The following is a 23,082-nucleotide window of genomic DNA, read 5'->3' on the forward strand; positions in this document are numbered from 1 at the left end:
GCTGACGTATCCCGGACATGGCGCGAAGTAGCCAAACCGGTCGAGTCCGTCCACGGGACGAGATAGCCTGATCGGATGCTGGAGTCGGTGGGGGTGGAGCCGTCCGATGAGGAGGCGTACCGGGCGTTGCTGTCGGCCCCGGGCTGCGGCGTCCGCGAGCTCGCCGACCGGCTCGGCCGCGACGAGCAGGAGGTCGTCGCGACGATCGGCCGGCTCGAGAAGCTCGGCCTGCTGACCAGCACCTCCGACGACCCGGTCCGCCTGCTCCCGACCCGTCCGGACGTCGCGGTCGACGCGTTGGTCGCCGTACGCCGGGCCGAGCTCGATCGGGTGCGCGCCGAGGCCCGGGTGCTGCTGACCGAGCTGAGCACGCAGGAGCAGTACCGGCCGGAGAACCTGGTCGAGGTGATCGTCGGTCAGGAGGCGATCGCCGCCCGGTTCGCGCAGCTGCTCAAGGGGACCGATCACCAGCTGCTCGTCCTCGACCGGCCGCCGTACGCCGCGCAGGCCTCCGAATCGGACAGCACCGTACGCGGGCTGCTCGGCGACGGGGTCGTCGTCCACGGCATCTACTCCCCCGACTCGCTCGACATCCCGGGCGGCGTCGACGAGGCGTACAGCGCGGCCGATGCCGGCGAGACGTCGCGGGTGCATCCGCAGGTGCCGATGAAGCTGGCCGTGTTCGACCGGAAGATCGCGCTCCTGCCGCTGTCGGTGGACCAGTTGGTCGACAGCGCACTCGTCGTACATCCCTGCGCGTTGCTGGACGCGTTGATCGAGATGTTCTGGCTGCTGTGGGACCAGGCTGTACCCGTGGTCCCGGCCGCCAAGGCCGACCCGACGGACGCGCGGCTGATGACGTTGCTGGCGGCCGGGTTCAAGGACGACGCGATCGCGCGGCAGCTCGCGCTGAGCAGCCGGACCGTCGGCCGCCGGGTGGCCGAGCTGATGGAGACGCTGGGTGCGCGGACCCGGTTCCAGGCCGGCATCCAGGCCCAGCGCCGCCACCTACTCGAGGACTAGCCAGGATTTCAGCAGGTGCCGAGCATCTGCGTCAGTGCTGTCTTCTCGGCGGACTGTAGCGACAGCTTGTAGGTGTACTTCACCCAGATCCACTCGCGGGCGTAGATGCAGTGCACCGAGGTGTTCGGCGGCTTCCACTCCGACGGGTCCTTGTCACCCTTCGAGCGGTTGCTCGACGCGGTCACCGCGATCAGCTGCGAGATGGTCAGGTTGTTCGCGAACTCCTGACGTTTGGCCTGCGTCCATGCGCTCGCGCCGGACTTCCATGCCTCGGACAACGGCACGATGTGGTCGATGTCGACGTCCGAGGAGTCGTTCACCCAGGTCGAGTCGTACACGCTGTACCAGCGGCCGGCGGTCGGCTGGCAACTGCTGTCCACGGTCACTCCGGAGCCGTCGCGCTTCAGCACCTGTTCGCGGGTGTCGCACGTGCCGGACTGGATGATCCAGTGCGGGAACTTGTCCCGGCTGTAGCCGTCGCTGGAACCCTCCGTCTTCACGGTCAGGCTCGCCAGCTGGGTCGCGGCGGTGCTCGCCGACGGCGGGGTCGGCGGGTACGCCGGCGCCGGTCCGGCGCTCAGCGTCCACGCGGTCGCGGCCGCCGCCACTGTTGTCGCTAATGCGGTCGTACGTCGCATCGGTCAGGCCTCCGAGGGTTAGGGCGGATCCCCCCTGACGTTGCTGCCCTTCAGCCTTCCCCGATCACGCACCGTAGGAAACCACTCACCAGTTACAGTCGCGTGAACGTAGGACGCTGCCCATGCGACGGTTCGTGTCCCGCTCAGGTCGCGGCTTGGACCGGCTCGAAGCCGGCGAGCATCTCCTCCAAGGCGTGCTGGTCCGGTCCGACGAACGCATCGGCCTGCGGCGCCGTCTCGAGCAGATCCAGGAAGTTCGTGGTGTGCCCCGGAGCCGGCGGCAGGTGGCTGCTCAGAATGACGTCCGGGTTCATCTCCCGCAACGGCTGGACAGTACGCCGGAACGCTTCCTGGTCGACGTTGTGCACCCACGGGCTGTCGAGCGTCGCCCACAGCAACTGCCCGCCACGCAGCGCGTCCCGCGGGGCATCGCTGACATCGCCGCAGTCGGCGAGCTCCGAGGTCGGCATCGGCGCTCCGAAGCAATCGGAGCTGAAGCAGGCCCGCGAGCGGTCGTCGTAGAAGCCTACGGTCGCCGGGCTGTCGTACAGCGGCGGCCGGAAGGCGGTCACGGTGCGGTCGCCCAGCGAGAGCGACTGGCCGGGGTTCAGCAGGTACAGCCGGTCCATGGGCAGCGGCCGCTCGGTTGACATGATGCCGGCGCCGACGAACGTCGTGATCAGGCGTGCCTGCGGTGCCGCTTCCAGCAGGTCGAACAACGAGCCGGTGTGATCGCGGTCCGGATGGGTCAGCCAGATCCACCGCACGTCGGCCGGATCGACCACCGAGCCGAGCGCGTCCATGAAGCCACGCCCGGGCAGGCTCAACCCGGTGTCGACCACCAGCGGTTCGGCCGCAAGCAGCACGAACGCGTTGACGGGCAGGAAGCCGATGCCCGGCACCGGCAGTTGGTCACTGAGCACGCTGATGTCAGCGCCGACACGATTGATCCGCATGATTCCCCCTGTGGAGTGCCGCCGTCACCCACGGCGAGCGGCCCCGGACCTGGTCCTCTTCGGAGCGTCCGCCGCGATCCGGACCGTGTCAAGCGCAGGAGCGAAGGAGATGCCGAAGGCAAGGATCAGTCGTGTTCGACGACGGTCAGTGTCCAGCCGGTCGAGGCGCGGTCCAGCTCGGCGTTCCAGCGTTCGCTGATCAGCTTGTGGAGTGACTTCGGCGTTCCCGGATCCTTGCCGGACTCGAGCAGGTGCCGCGCGACCAGGCCGCGGGTGTGCTTCGCGTTGTGCGAGACGACCGACCGCACACCATCGCGTTCCCGCACCACATTCACCGACACCCACTTGTCCGCCTGGTCGCCGGACGGCCGCCATGCCGCGACGTACGTCGAGGATCGGCAGTCCACGATCACACCGTCGACGTCGGCCAACGCGGCGTTGAGTGGATCACGCCATACCGACGCCAGCGGTCCGTGGCCCGGCAGCGTGGTACCCATCGACAGCCGGTACGGCGGGACCCGGTCGGCGGGCCGCAGCGCGCCCCAGGCCGCCGAGATGACGAGCAGGCGATTCGCGGCGCGGCGCTTCGTGCCCGCGGAGAGGGTGGAGTAGCTGAGGGCGTCGTACAGGACACCTGAGTACAGCTCGGAGACCGGCACGGACGGTTCGGTGCGCCACCGGGTGTTCCGCTCGACCTCGTCACGCAGCGAGGCGCCGACTTCGAGTACGTCGTGCGCGTCGGCGGACGCCGAGACCTTCGCCAGCGTCTCGAGCACCTGCTCGCGCACCGGGTTCAACTCCGGGAACGACAACGCGCCGAAGTCGACAGCACGACCACGCGACCGCCCGGTTTTTCCTTCGGACGGCGGCAGAAGTATTAGGGTCACGTCAGCTCGTCCAACGCTGCCAGGTCGGCGGGGGTCGGGTCCCAGCGGCCGGCTGCGACGTTCTGGGTGACCTGCTCGGGTGTGGTGGCGCCGGCGATCACCGAGGCGACCGCGGGCTGCGCCGCGAGGCCGCCGATCGCGACGTCGATCATCGTCAGGTCGCGTTCGGCCGCGAACGTCTCGAGCGCCTCGAGCTTGTCGAAGTCCGCCTGCGCCAACCGGTCGGGCTGCGTCGCGAGCCGGGAGCCGTCGGGCGCCGCCGCACCACGCTGGTACTTGCCGGAGAGCAGACCGGAGGCGAGCGGGAAGAACGGCAGGATGCCGAGCCCGAGATGCTCACAGGCCGGGACCAGTTCGTCCTCGACGTCGCGCTCGAGCAGCGAGTACTGGTTCTGCGCGCTGATGAAGTGCTCCAGGCCGTTCGACCGGGCGGTCCAGTCCGCGTCGACCACCTGCCAGGCCGCGAACTGCGAGCTGCCGATGTACCTGACCTTGCCCTCGGCAACCAGTTCGGACAGCGCCGCCAGGGTCTCCTCGATCGGCGTGACCGGGTCCGGGAAGTGCAGCTGGTAGAGATCGATCCAGTCGGTGCCGAGCCGCTGCAGGCTCGACTCGACCGCCTTGCGGATGTACCGGCGGGAGCCGCGCACGCCCCAGTCAGGCCCGTTCACCCCGCCCAGGTCACCACCGAACTTGGTCGCGATCACGACCTCGTCGCGGCGCGCACCGAGCGCCTTGCCGAGCAGTTCCTCGCTGAACCCGTGCTCGCCGCGATAGATGTCCGCGGTGTCGAACAACGTGATCCCCGCGTCGACCGCGGCGTTCACCACCGCGTCCGTCCGGCCCGCATCGAGCCGCCGCCCGAAGTTGTTGCACCCCAGTCCGACAACGCTGACAGTGAGACCAGAGTCGCCCAGCTGCCGGTACTCCATATCACTCATCCACACCCTACGCTTCGCTCCGGGCGCGGCTGAGTGCTTGCCGCGCTGTGTTGAATGATGAACTCGCTTCGCTCCTTCATAGCTCAGCCTAGTCTCGGCATACAGTGGCCCTCATGCCGAGTCTCACCGTCGACGGCGCCCGCACTCGGGCCGCCGCGCTTTCCGTCCAGTCGTACGACGTCGACCTCGACCTCACCCAGGGCGAGCGGACGTTCGGGTCCACCACGACGATCAGGTTCACCGCCTCGGAGTCGTCGAGTTCGGTGGACGTGAAACCCGACGAGCTGATCTCCGTGACCCTCAACGGTACGGCGGTCGACGTGGCCGGACTGAGCGACGGGCAGCTCGAGCTGACCGGCCTGCAGCCGGAGAACGAACTCGTCGTGGTCGCCTCGATGCTGTACTCGCACGACGGTGAGGGCCTGCACCGTGCGGTCGACGCCGCCGACGATCTCGCCTACACCTACGCGATGTCGTTCCTCGACGCCGGCCCGCGGATCTTCGCGTGCTTCGACCAGCCCGACCTCAAGGCGCCGTACCGATTCAAGGTGACGGCTCCGGAAGAGTGGCTCGTGCTCGGCAACGGCGCCGCGACACAGGTCTCCCCCGGTCGCTGGGAGCTGGCCGAGACCAAGCCGCTGTCGACCTACTTCGTCACCGTGGTCGCCGGGCCGTACCACCAGATCACCGACTCGCACGACGGCATCGCGCTCAGCGTCGTCTCGCGGCAGTCGCTGAAGGACGCGCTCGAGCGGGAGGCCGCGGACATCTTCGAGGTCACCAAGCAGTCCTTCGACACGTACCACCGGATGTTCGGGTACCGGTACCCGTTCGGCGACTACCACCAGGCGTTCGTCCCGGAGTTCAACGCCGGCGCGATGGAGAACCCGGGCTGCGTGACGTTCCGGGACCAGATGGTGTTCCGCTCGGCGGTCACCGACGGCGAGCGCAGTCAGCGGGCCCGGACCATCGTGCACGAGATGGCGCACCAGTGGTTCGGCGACACCGTGACGATGAAGTGGTGGAACGACCTCTGGCTGAACGAGTCGTTCGCGGAGTACATGGCGCACCGGGTGTCGACCGAGGCGACCCGGTACACCGACAACTGGATCGACTTCGCCTACATGCGCAAGTGGTGGGGCCTGCAGGCCGACCAGCGGTCCTCGACCCACCCGGTCGCGGCCGACGCGGTCAAGGACGCACTCGCGTCGCTCGACGACTTCGACGGCATCTCCTACGCGAAGGGCGCGGCGGTCCTCAAGCAGCTGGCGGCGTACCTCGGTGACGACGTGTTCCTGGCCGGCGTCAACGCGCACATCGTCGCCAACGAGTTCGGCAACGCGACGTTCGCCGACCTGGTCGCGAAGTGGACCGAGGCCGGCGCGGTCGGTCTGGACGACTGGGCGCAGGCCTGGCTGCGGACGCCGGGCGTCGACACGATCAGCGCCGCCCGGACCGCCACCGGCATCAAGCTGCACCGCAAGGCACCCGAGGCGTACCCGGCGACGCGGCCGCACAAGCTGACCGTCGGCGGGTACGACGCGGAGGGCCGCCGTACGACGGTCGACGTACTGATCGACGCCGACGAGGTGGACGTCGACCTGGACCCGTCCCTAGCGGTCGTGATCCCGGACGCCGGTGACGACAGCTGGGCGAAGATCCGGCTGGACTCCGTGAGCCTGGACAACCTCGCGGCGCTGCTGCCGAAGATCGACGACGGTGTGACGCGCGCCGTGATCCTGAACAGCGTGCGGGACGCCGTCGCCGACGGCGAGCTGGACCCGAGGATCGGGTTCGACGTCGTCCTCGGGATGCTGCCGACCGAGACCAGCGACATCGCGGTCGGGACGCTGCTCAACTGGTCGAACACCCACCTGCTCGGCGTCTACCTGCCGTACGAGCCGTACCGCGGGCAGCTGGCCGACGTACTGCGTGCGCGCCTGGACACTGTCGAAGCCGGAAGCAGCGTGCAACTGTCGGTCGCCCGCGGATTCGCGCGGTTCACCGACGACGTCGACCGGTTGCGGGGCTGGCTCGCCGGCGACTCTGCTTTTCCTGTACCTGAGGGCGTCACGATGGACGCCGACCTGCGCTGGATCGTGACGCTGCAGCTGGCCCGCCTCGGCGCGATCGGCGAGGCCGAGATCGACGCCGAGCTCGAACGGGACTCGTCGTCCGAGGGCATCGTCCACGCCACCCGCTGCCGCGCCGCGCTGCCGACGGCGGCCGCGAAGGATCGGGCGTGGGCGCAGATCACCACCGACGCCGACATCGCGAACTACGAGCTGTACGCCGCGTGCGAAGGGTTCTGGCACCCGACGCAGGCCGAGCTCACCGCGCCGTACGTCGACCGGTACTTCGCGGAGATTCCTGGCACCGAGAAGCTCCGCTCCGGCTGGGTCGTGGCAACCAGCGCGAAGCTCGCGTTCCCCAGGTACGCGGTCGAGCAGCGGGTCGTCGACCGGGCCGCCGACCTGATCGCGGACGAGTCCGTCGCGGCCGGCATCCGGCGATCCGTCGGCGACAGCGCGGACGACCTGAAGCGTGCACTTGCGGTGCGATCCGCCTTCTGAGTGGGCTGCAGAGCCGACGAGTGGTTAGCAGTCACACCGTGTTGTGACTAATGTGACTGGTGTGATCAGGAGGACCTTGGTGACCAGGCAAGATGTGGATTCGTGACGTAACCTCCACAATGACCGCGCGGCACGGCGCGCCGGTCTTGGTCAGGCCCAGCGTCCGGGAGAGACTGTCTAGAACCGCACAGGAGAACAAGGTCAATGCGCGAGGCGAGGCTCGTCGGTCTGAGCCAGGATGGGAAACAGCTCATCCTGGCGATGGCAGAGACGGGTGAGGAGTTCGCCGTACCGGTCGACGACCGGTTGCGTGCGGCCCTCCGCGGCGACCGTGCCCGACTCGGCCAGCTGGAGATTCAAATGGAGAGCGCGCTGCGCCCACGAGACATCCAGGCTCGTATCCGCGCCGGCGAAAGTCCCGAGGCGGTTGCTGCGATCGCCCAGATGCCGATGGAACGCGTCATGGCGTTCGCCGGCCCCGTTCTGGCCGAGCGGGACCACATCGCCAGCCTTGCGCAGCGGGCCTCCGTCCGTCGTCGCGGTGGCGGTGACGCACCCACGCGGAACCTCGGCGCCTGGGTCACCGACCGGCTGCGGACGCGGCAGGTCGACCCGGCCTCGGCCGAGTGGGACGCGTGGCGGCGCGAGGACGGCCGCTGGGCGGTCCGGGTGTCGTACTTCGTCGAGTCCGAGGACAGTGCCGATTCTGGGGCGGAGCCGAAGGACGAGAAGATCGCGATGTTCGCGTACGACGCCCCCGGGCGGTACGCGGTGCCCGACGACGACGAGGCGCGATGGCTCGTCGGCGAGCAGGCGCAGGTGACGACCACGACGCCGGTGCAGCCGCAGCCCGGTGAGCGGCGGCTGGCCGCGGTCGCGGACATCGACCCGCTGATCGCCCCCGACCACGGCGCGGACAGCTACGAGGCAGGCTTCGAGGACACCGTCGGCCTCCGTCGCCGAAACCACCCTGCCCCCCGCGGCAGCGGGAGTGACGCAGCCGGCGACGGCCGCGAGTTCGGCCTGCAGTCCCGCGACAGCGGACGTGATGCTCGTGATGGTGGGCGTGAGTATCCGCGTGAGGTTGCGCGGGAGGGTTCGCGGGACGCGGATCGGGGTCCGCGGCGGGTGCACTCGGTGCCGAACCCGGACGAGGAGCCGACGCTGATCGACGTACCGGTCGACCAGCCCCCGGCCCCGCGCCCCGCCGTACGCGCCGTCGAACGCCCAGCCGATCCACCCGCCTTCGCCTCCCCCGCCACCCCGGACGACCACCCCGAGGCTGCTCGCCCGGAGCGCCCGGAACCAGCACCCCGACCAGCAGCCCGTACGTCGGAAGCCCGCCGCCCGGACCCTGTCCGCGAGCCGACATCCCCCGAGCCGCCGACCACTCCCGAGCAGACCCCGGCAGCCACAGCGCAGCCGGACCAGCCCGACAGCACCGAGACCACCCAGCCCGCAACCGACGACACCACGGCCGAGCCCAAGAAGAAGCCCGCCCGCCGAGGCAAGCGCGCCAGCGTCCCCAGCTGGGACGAGATCATGTTCGGCAAGAAAGCCGACTGAACCTGCAGTCCAGTAGCTTCGCGGACCGCGCCCACCGACCTCGACTGCTCAGGCACTCAGGCGGCTGAGTGCCTGCATGGCGTCGTACTCGATCCGGGCGAGGTCGCCGAGGCCCGCGCTTGCCTTGACCAGGTACTGCGCATCTCCTGACCTGCCCGCTGTCGCGATCAGTGCCGCGACCTCGGTCCACAAGGCGGCCGCTTCGCCGTACAGCCGGTGCCCGGTGCGCAGCTCAGTGCTGTCGAGCAGTTGCGTGCATTCGCCGAGCAAGTCGCTGTAGAGGTTGCGGAACAGCGCGCCACCGGTGCCGGCCTTCTCCATCAGAAGCGCGGCCTGTGGCAGATCCCGTTGCGGATCGTCGGTCCGCTCGAGCCACCGGCGTACCTGCTTGCCGGCCTTCGCGATGCCTCGGTGACCGAGGTTGGCGATGGGCGGGTGGAGGAACGCGTCGGCGCACGTGCTGATGGCGGGAACGACCTGCGCCGCCAGTGAAGGCAGCTGTCGGGGAGCGGTGATGGTGAAAGACCGGTGCTTGGCTGTCATCGGGCCTCGCGCCGCCCTCGCCTCGGCGAGGCTGGTCAGGGTGGTTGACACCGCTCCGCCTTGCTGGTCGGTGTCGACCAGATACGCGTCGTGGTCGTCGTAGCCGTACATCGCGACCACATGACCGCCGAAGTGCACCTTCGAGCTGAAGTAGTCCAGGTAGTAGCTGTCCAGCTGCAGTCCGACCGGGCGGCCGGCGTCGATCGAGGCCGCGACGCTCTCCCAGGCCCTCCTCGGCGAGGTGGTCTCCTGGACCAGAAGCTCCAGCTCGAGTGTCCTGGCCAGGTTCCTGGTGAGCTCGAACGGCTTCACCCGTCCTCCGAGGAAGGGAAAGCCCATGCTCTTGCTGTCCCAATAGATGAAGGACAGACCGGAGCCGAGTCCGAAGAGCATGGCCTCGGACAGCTCCACTCCTTCGTCGCGGAGCAGCACACCCAGGGTTGTCGTCTCGCAGTGCTCGCCGCCTCGGGTCTCGATATCTGTTCGCACCCCCGCATGATGGACCCTCCGGCAGCGGGAGGGTCGAGCCCCCTCGCTGACACATCACGGACAGTTGTCCCACATCGCGGATGGTGTTTGGTGGTGGACCCCGGGTGCTGTCATGATCTTCGGCATGCAGATGCTGTGTTGTTGCTGTTGTCGCTGACGCGCGCCGGCTCCCGGCGCACGAGGCCCTGACCTTTTCCGTGGCCCGCCCGCCGACACACAGCACTCACAGGAATCCGCATGAATCTCCCGGCTCTCGCCGATCTGCTCGCATCCCGTGGTCTCCGGCTCCTTCCCGGTTCGTACGCCGTACCGGTCGAGCTGCTCGTCCAGCTGCCTGACGCCACGATCGTCCAGTTCACCGCCCGCGGCACAACGCTCCGGCTGCGCAGCTACTCCCCCGACGCCCTCACAACGATCACCATCCCGGCCGAGTGCGGCTGCGGCGACCATCACCCGCAGACCGGACCGGCCCGCGTGACGCTCAGCCGGTACGCCGTACCGCTGGACGAGCGCACCATCGACGGCGAACTCGAGTACGGCTGGCGCCACCACGAAGCCGGCCTCCTCCGCCTACCCGAAGCTGCCCATCACTTCCTGACTCTCCTCGAAACCCTCCGCACCCGAGACCTGGTCGGCGTCGCCTGACCACAACGCCGGATATCCCGTCGCGTGCAGGGTTCTCCCTTCGTGTATCAGCAGAGAACCCACCCGCGGGGGGATAACCCGTCGCGTGCGGAACGGGCTGGCGGGGTCAGGGGCGGCGGTGGGCGGGTTCGTGGGTGTCGAACGCTTCGCGGGCCGCCTCTACCTTGGCGAGGTTCGGGGACCATTCGGCGAGGGAGTGGAAGAGCGGCGCGAGGCTGCGGCCCAGGGGGCTGATCTCGTATTCGACGCGCGGCGGGACCTCGGCGTGGTAGGTGCGGGTGACCAGGCCGTCGCGCTCCAGTTGACGGAGACGCTGCGTCAGAACCTTCGGCGTGATCACGCCGATCCGTCGCTCCAGCTCGACGAACCGTTGCCGGCCGTACTCGTTCAGCGTCCACAGGATCGGCGTCGTCCACCGGCTGAAGACCAGGTCGACGACCGGCGCGATCGGGCAGGCCTGCACGGGATCGACTGCCGCATCAGCTGCTGTGCTCTCGCTCACAAACCCAATACTATCCTCTAGGTACCTACTATCCCGAGGCCAGTAGCGTCATCACCATGATCGTGATCACCGGAGCAACCGGCAACGTAGGCCGCCCACTCGTCCAGATCCTGACCGCCGCCGGCGAGGACGTCGTCCCCGTCTCGCGGCACGGCGACGGCCACCAGGCCGACCTCACCCGTCCCGAAACCCTCGCACCGGCCCTCGACGGAGCGAAGGCCGTCTTCCTACTCACCTCCGCCGATTTCCTTGCCGACGGCAACCTCCGGCCCGTCGTCGACGTGATCCGCAACGCCGGCGTACCACGCGTCGTCCTGCTCTCCTCCCAAGGCGTCACCACCGGGCGCCACCCTTCGGTACACGAGGACGCCGTGACCCGATCGGATCTCGACTGGACGATCCTGCGTCCTGGCAACTTCGCCAGCAACGCCTTCGCCTGGGCGGAGTCGATCCGGACCCGGCGCGCGATGGCCGCGCCGTTCGCCGACGTCGCGCTACCGGCCGTCGACCCGCACGACATCGCCGCGGTTGCCGCGGCGGCACTCCGCGACGCCGGCCACGCGAACGCCGTCTACACGCTCACCGGGCCTGCGGCCATCTCACCGCGCCAGCAGGCGGCGGTGATCCAGGACGTGATCGGTACGCCGATCAGCTTCACGGAGCTGAGCCGGGACGAGGCTCGGGCCGGCATGCTCACGTTCATGCCGGCGCCCGTCGTCGAGGCCACGCTCGATGTGCTCGGTACACCCACGCCGGCCGAGCAAGCGGTCAGCCCCGACGTCGAGAAGGTCCTGGGCCGCCCGCCCCACACCTTCACCGACTGGGTCACCCGCAACCTCGAAGCCTTCCGCTGATCCACAACACAGCCTGATGCCCCGCCCGCAGCACAGCCTGTTGCCGCACCGGCAGCACAGTCGCCTGCCGCGGCGGCACAGGCTCCTGCGGTGACGGCACAGGCTCCTGGGGCGGCGGCACAGCGGTTACCGCGCGGGTGTGGCTGGTTTGTCGTGCCCGCGGGTTGCCTGTTCCGTGCCGGTGGCCGTGGACCTGCCCGTCACCTCTTCGGAGTCAGGCGGCGGGGCTGATCGGGTGGCGAGCTGGTCGCGGAGGGATTCGGCGAATTGTTCGGCAGCTCGTTGGGCGGCGGCCAGGGCGGCCACGCGATCTTCGGCTGATCGTCTGGCGTCGGCCAGTTGGGCCTGGTGGTCGGCTCGCAGCTGTTCGCGGTCGGTGCGGTGTTCGGTGCGCAGGGCGTCCAGCTCTGCCCGGTGTTGCTCGCGCTCCTGGCGGAGCTCGGTGCGGAGTTGGTCCGCGGTCGCCTGTGCGGTGTGGCGCTCGGCCTCGGCTGCGGCCTGGGCGATTCGTGCGGCCTCGAGTTCGCTACGGGCCTGGCGGACCTGTTCCTCGGCCGTGGCCTGAAGGTCGCGGATCCGCTGCTCGGTCTCGGCGCCTACCTGCTCGACCTCCGCAGCTGCTGCTTCACGGGCGGACGCCATCTCCTGCCGCAGCTGCTCCACCTCAGCGGCGGCGCTCTCACGCAAGGCGGCCGCTTCTCGCCGAGCCCGTTCTGCCGCTTCCTCGGCGACCGCGACATCGACGCGAGCCTCGTCCAGCGCCGCGACGGCCTCCCGAGCAGCCTCGTCGGCCTCCTCCCGTGCGTCCTCGGCTTCGGCGGCCTGCTGCTCCGCCTTTCGACGCCGGTGCTCTTCCTCCCCACGCCGCCGCTCGAGGTCGGCCAGCTCCGCACGCGATTCCGCCTGCAACTGCTCCACCTCGGCCGCCACCGCTTCCGCGTCGCCGTACGTGCGGACTGCGTCCGCCAGCTGCGCGAGGTATCCCTCCAGCTCGTCCACCAAGCGTGGCAGGTTGCTCTTCATCAACTGCTCGAGGGTCATCCGGGCCGCCGTCACGCGGCCCGGCACCGGTTCGGAGCCGGCAGCGGCGGCATCACGGCGCAACGGTTGCCTGGCCAGGCGATTCTTCGCGGCCCACGCGTTCGCCTTGTTGTGAACGACCGGGTTGCCGTCGACGCCTGCGCCTTCGCGGCCACAGTACTTCGGCGGCCGCCCCGGCGTGCCGGGATCAACCTGCTTCGGGTTCTCGCAACTGACCCCAGGGAATTCGCACAGTCCCGGCCGGGTCCGCGCGAGGGGCTCCGCCTCCGTCGTCGTCATGACGCCACTCTAATGGATTTCGTCGATAAAGTTCCGGTTTGAGTATGGTTACTGTCTACTACTTTTGACTGAACGAAACCGAACTGAAGTAGCGCATAATCCCCGTTATGCGCTACCTTCTCTCCTGTGGACGATCTGCCGGCGCCGCTCGTGTTCCGCCCGACGGAGACTGCCGTCGAACTTCCGAGGCCCGATGCGACGACGGAAGCTGCCGTGCGCCGCGTCCTCGGCCGTCGACGACCACTCCACGATCGGAAAGCGGCTCCCGTCGACCGCCTCGACCTGCTCGCCGAAGCGCTGAGCCCCGAGCTGATCGCACTGGTCGTGCTGTGGCTCGGCGGCACCAGACGGGCAAGTCGCGACACGCGGATCGGGTATGCCGACGACCTGCTGTTGTGGGCCGACTGGGCCCGCCGTGAGCTCGGCCGGGAGCGGTTCGGCCTCGACCTGCACCGCGGCGAGGTGACGATGTGGCTGACCTGTCAGCAGGACGCGGGGGCGGCCGCGTCCTCGGTCTCGCGCCGCCTGTCGACGCTGTCCAGCCTGTACCGGTACGCCGCCGGCTGGGGCCTGCCCGTGGTGTCCCCCATCTCCGACGACGACCACCGGCCGAAGTTCCACCGCGGACGGCGCGCCACGTCGGCGCGTGTCCTGGACGCTGATCAGGTCGCCGCGTTGCTCGCGGCGGCGAGTGATGTCCGCGACGCACTGGTCGTCGGTCTCCTCTATACCGGCGCCTTACGAGTCTCCGAGCTCTGCGGTGCGAATGACACCGACCGTCAGGACGAGGGCCGGCGAACGTGGCTCGTCGTGACCCGCAAGGGCGGAAAGGCGGTCAGAGTGCCACTGGAGACGACAGTGGCCGAACTGCTCGACCTGTACCGCGCGACGCGACCGGCCTGGAACGGTGTGGGAGCGGCCCCGCTCATCGCAGATGCCGCCGGCGGCCGGCTCGACCGCCACGACGTCACCCGGCTGCTCCGCCGCCTCGCCCGAGCAGCCGGTATCCCCCGCCCGGAAACCATCGGCCCGCACTCCTTGCGTGCCACCGCCATCACCGACCAGAAGCGCCGCGGCCACAGCGCCGAGGACCTCCAGGAACTGTCCGGGCACGCGGACGTCCGCACCGTCATGATCTACATCGACGACGACGGCCGCGCCGAACGGGTCGCCGCGCTCACCGACGACCTCGGCCGCGTCATGACCGCCGTCCCGCGGCACCTCAAGTCTCCCGGCTGAACCCCACGAGTGGCAGGAACACGTCGTCGACCAGTGCTGTGACGGTCGACGACGGCACTGGCGAGTGGCTGAAGAAGATCTCGTGCCTCATCAGGTTCGTGGGCGCGGTCAGGACTACGACGGGTACGTCGGCCGTCGCGATCTCACCGCGCTCCGCGGCCCGCTTCACGATCGCCGCCATGACGCCGGTCATCCGGCTGTACACCTCCGGGTCGAGGTCCGGCGCCTCGGCCATCAGCCCGTGGATGGTGTCCGGTCCGAGCTGGGTGAACCGGTCGGCCATCTGCTGCAGCACTCCGAGTACGTCGCCGCGCAGCGACCCGGTGTCCGGTACGTTCTCGACGATCGAGCCGGCGTGGTGCCGCATCGACGCGATCACCAGCTCGGCCCGGTTCCGCCAGCGCCGGTACAGCACCTGCTTGCCGGTCTGCGCCCGCGCCGCGACCGACTCCATCGTCAACTGCGCGTAGCCGGACTCCATCAACTCGGCCCAGGCGGCGTCCAGCAGCACGGCCTCGAGTTCGGCACCGCGGCGGCGTTCCATGAAACCTCCAGAAGAGACCTTGCGTCTCTTAATGATCCGAGCCTACCCTGAAACGCGTAAGAGACGTCACGTCTCTAAGGAGACTCTCGGATGACCACTCAGACGGACCGCCTCGACCGGTCGGTCCTGAAACTCGCCGCCGTCCTCGTGCTCGGCGCGCTCGCCCCGCTGCTCGACAGCACGATCGTCACGGTCGCGATCCATACCCTGGGTGCCGACCTGCGCGCCCCGGTCGCCACGGTCCAATGGGTCAGTACGGCGTACCTGCTGGCGCTGGCGATGGCGGTCCCGATCACCGGCTGGTCGGCGAACCGTTTCGGCGCCAAACGGATGTGGATCGTCGCACTCGGACTGTTCCTCGCGGGATCGATGCTGTGCGGTGCGGCGTGGAACATCCGCTCGCTGATCGCGTTCCGCGTCGTCCAGGGCGTGGGCGGCGGCCTGATGCTGCCGATCCTGCAGATGTTGCTGCTGCGCGCCGCCGGCCGGAGGAGGATCGGCCGGCTGATGGCGGTCGTCACGCTGCCCGCGTTGGTCGGACCGATTCTCGGCCCGGTGATCGGCGGCGTCCTGGTCGGCCACCTGAATTGGCGCTGGATCTTCTACGTGAACGTGCCGATCTGCATCGCCGCGATCGCCCTCGCCGTAGGTGTACTCAAGCCCGACCCTCCGGCGATCGCGGCACGGCTCGACGTACTCGGACTGCTCCTGGTCTCCCCCGCGCTCGCCGCGATCATCTACGGTCTCAGCCAGGTCGGCGACCACGGCTTCGGCCACTCCGCCGCACTCCTTCCGCTCGCCGCTGGCGTGCTGCTGCTGAGAGCGTTCGTACTGCGTCGCGCCGCCGAGCCACTCATCGACCTGGCACTCTTCCGCACGAGATCGTTCGCCGCGTCGACCGCGCTCATGTTCCTCACCGGCTTCGGTCTGTACGGCGCGATGCTGCTTCTCCCGCTCTTCTATCAGCAGGCCCGCGGCGAGATGGTGACTGCCGCCGGCCTGCTCCTTGTACCGCAAGGAATCGGGAGCCTGCTCGCGCGGACCGCCGGGGGTCTCGCGGATCGCCTCGGCCCGCGCCCGGTCGTCCTTGCCGGCATCGTTCTGACTGCACTCGGAACCATCCCGTTCGCGATCGCGGAGGCGTCGTACTGGCTACTCGGGACCGCGCTCGTGCTTCGCGGCGCGGGGTTGAGCGCGGTCAATCTCGCGGTAATGGTGGGCGCCTTCCGTGACCTCGAGCCGGAGCAGATCCCGCACGCCAGCAGCACAACGCGGATCATGCAGCAGTTAGGCGGCGCCTTCGGTGCCGCGACGCTCGCCGTCGTACTGCAGAGCCAGCTCACCCGACACCACGCGTCGACGGCCTACGCGCACAGCTTCGGGTGGGCGATCGGGTTCACCGTGCTGGCCGCCGTACCAGCGTTCTTCTTGCCCCGACGCCGGGCTCTTGAATAAGTAACACGCTTGGTTTAACTTATCCGCGCAGTTGATCTTCCGGTCCGCCACCTGGAGGTTTCAGCATGTCCGGACGCTTTCTCGCGCGGATACTTCCCGCCGTGCTTCTCACCAGCGTTCTCGCCGTACCTTCGGCGCACGCTGCCACCATGTATCCCAGTGGGGTCGGTGCCGATCTCGGGCCGGCCCCGACCACGCTCGGCGTGCAGCCCGCCGCCGGAGACGACCCCGCCGGTCTCCGGACCGGCACCGAACAAGGCCGCACGTACTGGCAGACCAACCAGGCCGCCGGCACCGGGTACCTGGAGTTCGACGTCGACGGTGACTACGTCGACGAGATCGGCACCGACGACGTCCTGGTGACGGTGACCTATCTCGACAGCGGCTCGGGCACGCTCGAACTCCAGTACGACGCCAAGGCCGATCCGCAGCAGGACACCACCGACGTCCAGCTCACGAACACCGGCCAGTGGAAGACCGGCGTCTTCTCGTTGACCGGCATCGCGTTCACGAACCGCCTCGGGGATGCCGACGTCCGCGTCTTCGGCAGCGCCGACATCACGATCGCCGGCCTGCGGATCAGTACGGCGGGAGCGTCGGTGCAGCTCGGTGCAACGCCGGTCCAGAACGGGATCAGCCCGCGCGCCGGTGACGACGCCTCGCACCTGATCACCGGCGTCCAGGACGGTCGCCCGTACTGGCAGACCGACCACACCGCGCCGGCGCCGGGCACCAACTTCTTCTACCTGAACGTTGCCGACACCTACCTGTACGACAACCGCGGTCTCGTGCTGGTCAGCGTCGACTACTTCGACGAGGGCAGCGGGCAGTTCGGTCTGCACTACGACTCCCCCGGCGAGACGATCCCGGACAAGTTCAAGAACTCCGAGGTCGTTCGGTACGGCGACACCAGGACGTGGAAGACGTACACATTCGCGCTGCCGGATGCCGTGATGACGAACCGCTCGAACGGCGGCGACTTCCGGATCCACAACGGCGACGGCGCGGTCGATCTCAAGGTCGCCGCCGTACGCGTGGCCAAGGTCGCGACCACGCTCGACGTCACCGAGGGCCTCGTCGACCTGATCGGTCAGGCCACCCGCACCGAGAAGGCCGCCCGCGAAGGGACGCGCGACGGGCAGTACCCGGTCGGCAGCCGCGCCATCTTGCAGGACGCGATCGACAACGCTCAGGCGTTCGCGTCCACTCCGGGCGTCACCGACGTACAGGTCAAGGAAGCGCTCACCACGTTGCAGGCCAAGCTGGACGCTTTCACCGCCTCGGTTGTGGACACCAACTTCGCGGACGACGGTACGGCGACTGCGAGCGGTGGGACCGGGGCTGCTCAGGTCAACGACAACGACCACGAGACTGTCTGGACCGGTGGTGCGGACTCATGGCTGCAGATCGATCTCGGGGCGCCGCGTCCCGTGAACGATGTGCGGGTCGAGTGGGCCGAGGCGTACTGCCCGGACTACTCCGTGCAGGTGTCGAACGACGGTCAGACGTTCGTGAGCGTCGGCCGGACCGGATCGCCGGGCGGCAACCAGTTCAGCAGGACGCGGTTCGCGACGGTCAGTGCGCGGTACGTCCGGGTCGCGATGACCGGGGCCGATTCCTTTGCCGTCAAGGAGTTGCAACTGCGGCTGGCGCCGGTCGTGGCGCCGACGCCGCGGCTCGTTTCGACAAGCAATCCGACCGAGGACGGCGTTGTCGCGGACTTCGACGCCACGCAGTTCGGCGCCGACCGTAGCGGCAGGCGGGACTCCACCAAGGCGATCCAGCAGGCGATCTACGCCTGCCAAGATGCGGGCGGTGGCACGGTGTGGCTGCCGGCCGGGCAGTACAGGGTGACCGACACGATCGAGGTGCACGCGTTCTGCAGTCTGCGTGGTGACCACGGTCAGAAGCTCGGCACGGGCACGGTGATCGTCGCCGACCTGCCGTCGGGTGACGACGGGCCGAGCCTGTTCCGGATCGGCGGCAGCGCGGGCGTTCTCGGCGTGACGACGTACTACACGCACCAGAGCGCGAGCACTCCCGTCCCGTACAACTACACGTTCGAGATCCCGGGCGGAGCCTGGATCGGCAACGAGAACTACATGATGGCCACGGTGTCCGACGTCACCATGCTGAACTCGTACCGCGGCATCGGCGTCAGCACGATGCCGAACGACCACGGCAACGCCCCCAGCTCGGGTCAGGTCCACGAGTCGACGACGATCCGCAACGTTCGCGGTACGGCGCTGTTCGAGGGCGTCCGCGCCTACAACGGCGCCGACGTCGGCACCTGGGAGAACGTTGCCTTCAGCAACTCGTACTGGTCGTCCGCGCCAGCCGCGTTCCACCCGCCGTCCCGGGCCGCCCTCGACGCCTGGACCCGGGCGCACGGCACCGGCCTGGTGCTCGGCGACCTCGAGTGGGACCAGTTGTACCGGATCGCGCTGTCCGACTACGCCGTCGGCATCCACGTCGTCGCGGGCCAGCGCGCCCAGTTCACCGGCAGCTTCCTGGAACCCGACGTACGCCGGGTCGGGACCGGGCTGCTCGTCGACGTGATGGACGACCGCTGGGGTATGACGCTCGCCGGTGGTCGCATCGAGGGCGGCATCACGAACAACTCGCGGGGTTACGTGAAGATCACCGGCACGGAGGTCGTCGGCGCACAATCCGGGATCATCCACCGCATGTCCGGCAGCGCCCCGACGTACATGCAGAAGCCGCTCCCCAAGCCGGTGCAGAAGTTGTACGTCGTGGAGGCGCCGCACGGGGTCGGGTACCTGCCGGCCGCCGACGCGACGCGTGCGGTGCAGAAGGTGCTCGATCGTGCCGGGCGTGAGGGTGGCGGGATCGTCTACCTGCCCGCCGGCTGGTACCGGATCGGTGCGCATCTGAGCGTTCCGGCGAAGGTCGAGTTCCGCGGTGCTTCCGCCGTACCGAACCGGGACCAGGGCGGGGCGAGCGGCGGGACGGTCTTGCAGGCGTTCGAGGGACGTGGCGCGGGAGCGTCGGCAACCGCTCTCTTGACGCTCTCCGGGAAGGGCGCCGGCGTCCGCGGGCTGCGGGTCTTCTACCCGGAGAACAACCCGGCCGAGAGCGTCGTCTCTTATCCGTACGCCGTCCGGGGCCACGCAGGCGGGAACTATGTCATCAACGCCGGCTTCCCGAACGCCTGGAACGGCATCGACCTCAGCGGCGACGGCGTCGTGGTCCGCAAGGTCGCGGGCGCGTTCTTCGACCACGCTATCGCGATCGGCCCGGGGCGCGGCGGCCGCGTCGAGGGGGTGCTCTCGAACGGGAACGCGGTCACCAGGGTCGGGTACCAGCAGCCGTACTGGATGAACGAGGGTCGCATCTTCGAGCTCGTCATCGACAAGTACATGCGGAAGACCGCCAAGATCGTCACCGTCGACGGGGCGAGCGGGCTGACGCTGCTCAACGTGTTCGCGTACGGGTTCCACGACGGCCTCGTGGTGAACTCCGGGCAGGTGGACGCGTTCAACCTGGGCACCGACAACCTCGGCGGCGACGGGCACACCGTGCAGGTAGTGGGTGGAGACGTCGAGGCTACGAACCTCGCCCGCTACAACGGCGCGACGCTCAGCGGACCGGCCACGTTGCACAACGTGATGGTCATCAATGTCGTCCAGCGCAGCATCGCCGTCCAGGCGAACGGGAACGGCACCGTGAAGATCACCGGGAACGAGTCCGAGCCAGGAACGTACGAGGTCGGCGCGCAGGTCACCGTGACGGCAGCGCCAGGATCGGATAGCGTTTTCCGGGATTGGACCGTGGCCGGGATCGTGGTGTCGACAGCGCCGTCGTACACCTTCACCGTCTCCGCGGACCAGAAACTGATAGCCAACTTCACAATGAAGTAGGAGCGAGATGGCTGACACACAACAGCAGGTCGCGATCGTCGGGTGCGGCATCATCGGCCGCACCCACGCCAAGACCATCGCGGAACGGCCGGACGCGATCGTCACCGCCCTGGTGGACGGTGACGCCGCGGCCGCGGAGGCACTCAAGGCACAACTGGTCGAACTCGGGCAGCCGGAGCCGAAGGTGCACGCCGACCTGACCGCGGCGCTGGGTGGGTCGGACGTCTCCCTCGTCGCGATCTGCACCCCCAGTGGCACGCACGCGGCGCTGGCCGAGCAGGCACTGAACGAGAAGAAGCACGTCGTGATCGAGAAGCCGCTCGACGTCGACCTGGTCCGGGCGCGGCGTCTCGGCGCCGCGGCCACCCGGGCCGGGAGCCACGGCGTGCTGTCGTCGGTGATCAGCCAGCACCGCTTCGACGCCGGCAGCGCCATGGTCAAGCAGGCGATCGACGCCGGGCGGTTCGGGCAGCTGACGTCGTCCGTCGCGACGGTGGCCTGGTGGCGCAGCGACGAGTACTACGCGTCCGCGGGCTGGCGCGGGACGTGGACGCAGGACGGCGGCGGCGCGCTGATGAACCAGGGCGTCCACACCGTCGACCTGATGCTGTGGTTCATGGGCCGTCCGGTGAGCATCCAGGCCCAGGCGCTGCGAGCCGCCCACCACGCGATCGAGGTCGAGGACACGGTCGTCGCCACGATCACCTTCGAGAGCGGCGCCGTCGGCACACTGCACGCCACCACAGCGGCGTTCCCCGGCGGCCGTACCCGGGTCTCCGTCCACGGCACCGAAGGCGGCGCCGAGGTGGAGGACGATCGCCTCCGCCGGCTGAACGTGGACGGCTCCACCGACGACCAGCCCGTCGACGTCGGCGGCCCTGGCGGCCACAAGGCGCAGTACGACGACATCCTCAAGGCGATCGCCGACGGCACCCCGCCCGCCATCACGGTCCAGGACGCGATCGACGCGCTCGCCACAGTGCGAGCCGTCTACATCGCCTCCACCCTCCAACGCCCGGTGAAGTTCCTCGACGTACTCGAAGGCCGCTACGACGACGTGGATGTGTCGCGCGGCGTCGGCCTCCCACCGAGGTGACTGGATCTCCAGGCCATCACAATGTGCCGAGCAGGACTCGGCTCAGCGTGGGCACGCTCGCCGACGGCGATTGTGATGGCCTGGAGATCCACCTACGCGCCGGGCTCGCGAGAGTTCAGGATGCGCTGGTACAAATTGCAGTCCTGCCAGCGGCCGTCGATGTGGAGGTACGTGGGGGCCATGCCGATCTGGGTGAAGCCGGTGCGCTGCAGGACTCGTTGGGAGGCGACGTTGCCGGTGAGCGTGCTGGCCTCGATCCGGTGCAGCTTCAGCTGGTTGTCGGCGATCTCGGCGACGGCCTCGACGGCGCGGGTGGCGAGGCCGCGGCCGAGTACGTCGACGGCCAGCCAGTAGCCGAGGGCGGCGCTGCGGAACGGGCCGGGGACCAGGTCGCTCAACGTGATCTGGCCGACGATCCGATCGCCCGAGGCCAGCACCCACGGCACGACCAGCCCGTTCTTGTAGCGCTCGAGCTGGTACGTCATCCGCTCCGCCTGCCCGGCGGGGGTGAACCACTTCTCGTCCCGGACCGGCTCCCAGGGCCGCAGATGTTCGCGGCTCCGGATCTGTGCGTCGGCGAGGGCAGGGGCGTCGTCGAGGGTCGCGATCCGGAGCTCGACGTCCGGCGTCAGCGGGCGGGGTTCGATCACTGTTCGATCACTTGGGCAGCCTACGTGCCTGACTCGATCCCGAGACCCGAGGGGTGAACGCGTCGTGGAAGATCGTCGACGCCGCCCCGACCGCGGCCGCGTCGGTCTGCAGCATCGACTCCTCGACCGCGACCGGCCGGGTCTCCCGGGCCACCGGATGCGCGTTCACCGCGCGCCCGATCTCGGTCAGCAGGATCTCCGAGATCTCCTTGCCGTACGCCGGCCCGCCGAGGACCACGAGGTCGATGTCGAGGAGATCCACCAGGCCGACCGCGCCCTGCCCGATCACCCGGGCGACCTGCGTGACCGCCTTCACCGCCGCGGCATTCCCATCGGCCGCCGCCTTGCACACGGCCCGGTACCGCTTGGCCTCGTCGGTCGCGGCCGGATCGGTCTCGACATACCCGAACTCGCCCGCGATCACCGGCAGCGAGGCCGTCGGATTGCACTCCGGCACCATCCGCGGCCCGTTGTCCGGGTCCCACTCCCCCATCCGCAGCGCCGCGATCTGCCCGAACTCACCGGCGTTCGCCGTGCCGCCGCGGTAGATCGAGCCGTTCAGGATCAGGCCGCTGCCGACGCCGGTGCCGAGATAGAGGTAGGCGAAGTCCCGCGCCCGCGCCGACCGGCCGATCCACCGCTCGCCGATCGCGGCCGCCGTACCGTCCTTCTCCACCAGCACCGGATGGTTCAGCTTCTGCTGCAGCAGCTGCCGGATCTTCAACCCGCGCCAGGCCGGCTGCAACGGCAACGCGAGCAGGGTCCCGTCCGCGTCGATCGGGCCCGGTACGGCGACGCCGACACCGAGCATCGACGCGAGGTCGACCTGGCTGATGCTGAGTGCGGCGTTCACCGTGGCCGCGGTCAGGTCGATCAACTGGTCCGCCGGGAGGTCGTCGGCGAGGTCGACCGTTTCGCGCCGCACGATCGTGCCGTCCAGGTCGACCACGGCAACGGTGAGCAGTTCGGGATCGATATGGATGCCGACCGCATGGGCGGCCTTCGACCGCAACCGCACCGGAGTCCGCGGCTTGCCGAGCCGCTCAGCGCGCTCCTGCGCCTCCTCCACCAGCAACCCCTGCTGGAGAAGGAGACGCAGGATCCGCGACACCGACTGCTGGGTCAGGCCGGTACGGCGGGAGATCTCGGTCCGGCTGATGATGCCGGCCAGCCGGATCGTCTCGATGATCACGGCCTCGTTGAACGAGCCCAGGTCGTACTGGTTCGCGCCCGCGCGCCGCAAGTCGGCGAGTCCCTCGACCGAATCGCTCATCTCCACC

General features: G+C 69.1%; 19 protein-coding genes. 9 read left to right on the top strand and 10 right to left on the bottom strand.

Going from position 1 to position 23,082, the window contains the following annotated elements:
- Positions 1–75 precede the first annotated feature (75 nt).
- Positions 76–1,023, top strand: a complete 948-nt coding sequence (locus EV137_RS02420) for a MarR family transcriptional regulator (RefSeq protein ID WP_134126229.1) — start codon at positions 76–78, stop codon at positions 1,021–1,023.
- A gap of 8 nt (positions 1,024–1,031) precedes the next feature.
- Here the strand turns inward: EV137_RS02420 and EV137_RS02425 are convergent, their stop codons facing one another.
- The 4 genes from EV137_RS02425 to EV137_RS02440 form a co-directional block, all read right to left on the bottom strand.
- Positions 1,032–1,661, bottom strand: a complete 630-nt coding sequence (locus EV137_RS02425; RefSeq protein ID WP_134010167.1) for an HNH endonuclease family protein — start codon at positions 1,659–1,661, stop codon at positions 1,032–1,034.
- Between the two features lie 143 nt (positions 1,662–1,804).
- Positions 1,805–2,617 (bottom strand): MBL fold metallo-hydrolase, encoded by an 813-nt coding sequence (locus EV137_RS02430; RefSeq protein WP_134126231.1) that lies wholly within the window; start codon positions 2,615–2,617, stop codon positions 1,805–1,807.
- Positions 2,618–2,742: 125 nt separating this feature from the next.
- Positions 2,743–3,504: a YaaA family protein gene (locus tag EV137_RS02435; protein ID WP_134126233.1), complete on the bottom strand. Its 762-nt coding sequence runs from the start codon at positions 3,502–3,504 to the stop codon at positions 2,743–2,745.
- Positions 3,501–4,445 (bottom strand): aldo/keto reductase, encoded by a 945-nt coding sequence (locus EV137_RS02440; protein WP_202870792.1) that lies wholly within the window; start codon positions 4,443–4,445, stop codon positions 3,501–3,503. The genes EV137_RS02435 and EV137_RS02440 overlap by 4 nt, the downstream gene beginning before the upstream one ends.
- 113 nt (positions 4,446–4,558) lie before the next feature.
- Between EV137_RS02440 and pepN the strand changes: the two genes are divergently transcribed.
- Positions 4,559–7,018, top strand: a complete 2,460-nt coding sequence (pepN, locus tag EV137_RS02445) for an aminopeptidase N (RefSeq protein WP_134126235.1) — start codon at positions 4,559–4,561, stop codon at positions 7,016–7,018.
- Between the two features lie 204 nt (positions 7,019–7,222).
- Entirely contained in the window at positions 7,223–8,584 is a 1,362-nt protein-coding gene (gene sepH, locus EV137_RS02450) for a septation protein SepH (protein WP_134126237.1), read from the top strand.
- A 48-nt stretch (positions 8,585–8,632) separates the two neighbouring features.
- On the opposite strand, the gene EV137_RS02455 is transcribed toward sepH, so the two are convergent.
- Positions 8,633–9,616, bottom strand: a complete 984-nt coding sequence (locus tag EV137_RS02455; RefSeq protein ID WP_238175046.1) for a BtrH N-terminal domain-containing protein — start codon at positions 9,614–9,616, stop codon at positions 8,633–8,635.
- A gap of 237 nt (positions 9,617–9,853) precedes the next feature.
- Here EV137_RS02455 and EV137_RS02460 point away from each other — a divergent pair, with 237 nt between their 5' ends.
- Positions 9,854–10,261, top strand: coding sequence for a hypothetical protein (locus EV137_RS02460; RefSeq protein WP_134010156.1), 408 nt, complete (start codon positions 9,854–9,856; stop codon positions 10,259–10,261).
- A gap of 106 nt (positions 10,262–10,367) precedes the next feature.
- On the opposite strand, the gene EV137_RS02465 is transcribed toward EV137_RS02460, so the two are convergent.
- Positions 10,368–10,763: a winged helix-turn-helix transcriptional regulator gene (locus EV137_RS02465; RefSeq protein WP_134126239.1), complete on the bottom strand. Its 396-nt coding sequence runs from the start codon at positions 10,761–10,763 to the stop codon at positions 10,368–10,370.
- 56 nt (positions 10,764–10,819) lie between these two features.
- Here EV137_RS02465 and EV137_RS02470 point away from each other — a divergent pair, with 56 nt between their 5' ends.
- On the top strand, positions 10,820–11,617 hold the full coding sequence (locus EV137_RS02470; RefSeq protein ID WP_134126241.1) for an NAD(P)H-binding protein: 798 nt from the start codon (positions 10,820–10,822) through the stop codon (positions 11,615–11,617).
- A gap of 126 nt (positions 11,618–11,743) precedes the next feature.
- Here the strand turns inward: EV137_RS02470 and EV137_RS02475 are convergent, their stop codons facing one another.
- A complete protein-coding gene (locus tag EV137_RS02475; RefSeq protein WP_134126243.1) occupies positions 11,744–12,937 on the bottom strand; it encodes a coiled-coil domain-containing protein in 1,194 nt (397 codons plus the stop codon).
- 126 nt (positions 12,938–13,063) lie between these two features.
- On the opposite strand from EV137_RS02475, the gene EV137_RS02480 reads away from it, so the two are divergent.
- On the top strand, positions 13,064–14,176 hold the full coding sequence (locus tag EV137_RS02480; protein ID WP_134126245.1) for a tyrosine-type recombinase/integrase: 1,113 nt from the start codon (positions 13,064–13,066) through the stop codon (positions 14,174–14,176).
- Here EV137_RS02480 and EV137_RS02485 read toward each other — a convergent pair.
- Entirely contained in the window at positions 14,160–14,720 is a 561-nt protein-coding gene (locus EV137_RS02485) for a TetR/AcrR family transcriptional regulator (protein ID WP_134010148.1), read from the bottom strand. The two genes, EV137_RS02480 and EV137_RS02485, sit on opposite strands and share 17 nt — an antisense overlap.
- A 90-nt stretch (positions 14,721–14,810) precedes the next feature.
- Here EV137_RS02485 and EV137_RS02490 point away from each other — a divergent pair, with 90 nt between their 5' ends.
- The 3 genes from EV137_RS02490 (at position 14,811) to EV137_RS02500 (ending at position 21,152) form a co-directional block, all read left to right on the top strand.
- Positions 14,811–16,175 (top strand): MDR family MFS transporter, encoded by a 1,365-nt coding sequence (locus EV137_RS02490; RefSeq protein WP_134126247.1) that lies wholly within the window; start codon positions 14,811–14,813, stop codon positions 16,173–16,175.
- Between the two features lie 65 nt (positions 16,176–16,240).
- Entirely contained in the window at positions 16,241–20,056 is a 3,816-nt protein-coding gene (locus tag EV137_RS02495; RefSeq protein ID WP_134126249.1) for a glycosyl hydrolase family 28-related protein, read from the top strand.
- A 7-nt stretch (positions 20,057–20,063) separates the two neighbouring features.
- Positions 20,064–21,152, top strand: coding sequence for a Gfo/Idh/MocA family protein (locus tag EV137_RS02500; RefSeq protein ID WP_134126250.1), 1,089 nt, complete (start codon positions 20,064–20,066; stop codon positions 21,150–21,152).
- Positions 21,153–21,244: 92 nt separating this feature from the next.
- Here the strand turns inward: EV137_RS02500 and EV137_RS02505 are convergent, their stop codons facing one another.
- On the bottom strand, positions 21,245–21,802 hold the full coding sequence (locus tag EV137_RS02505; RefSeq protein WP_134126252.1) for a GNAT family N-acetyltransferase: 558 nt from the start codon (positions 21,800–21,802) through the stop codon (positions 21,245–21,247).
- Positions 21,803–21,809: 7 nt separating this feature from the next.
- Positions 21,810–23,075: an ROK family protein gene (locus EV137_RS02510; protein ID WP_134010138.1), complete on the bottom strand. Its 1,266-nt coding sequence runs from the start codon at positions 23,073–23,075 to the stop codon at positions 21,810–21,812.
- Between the last annotated feature and the right edge of the window lie 7 nt (positions 23,076–23,082).

Origin of the sequence: Kribbella pratensis, from assembly GCF_004366075.1 — a bacterium.
GTDB classification, from domain to species: Bacteria; Actinomycetota; Actinomycetes; order Propionibacteriales; family Kribbellaceae; genus Kribbella; species Kribbella pratensis.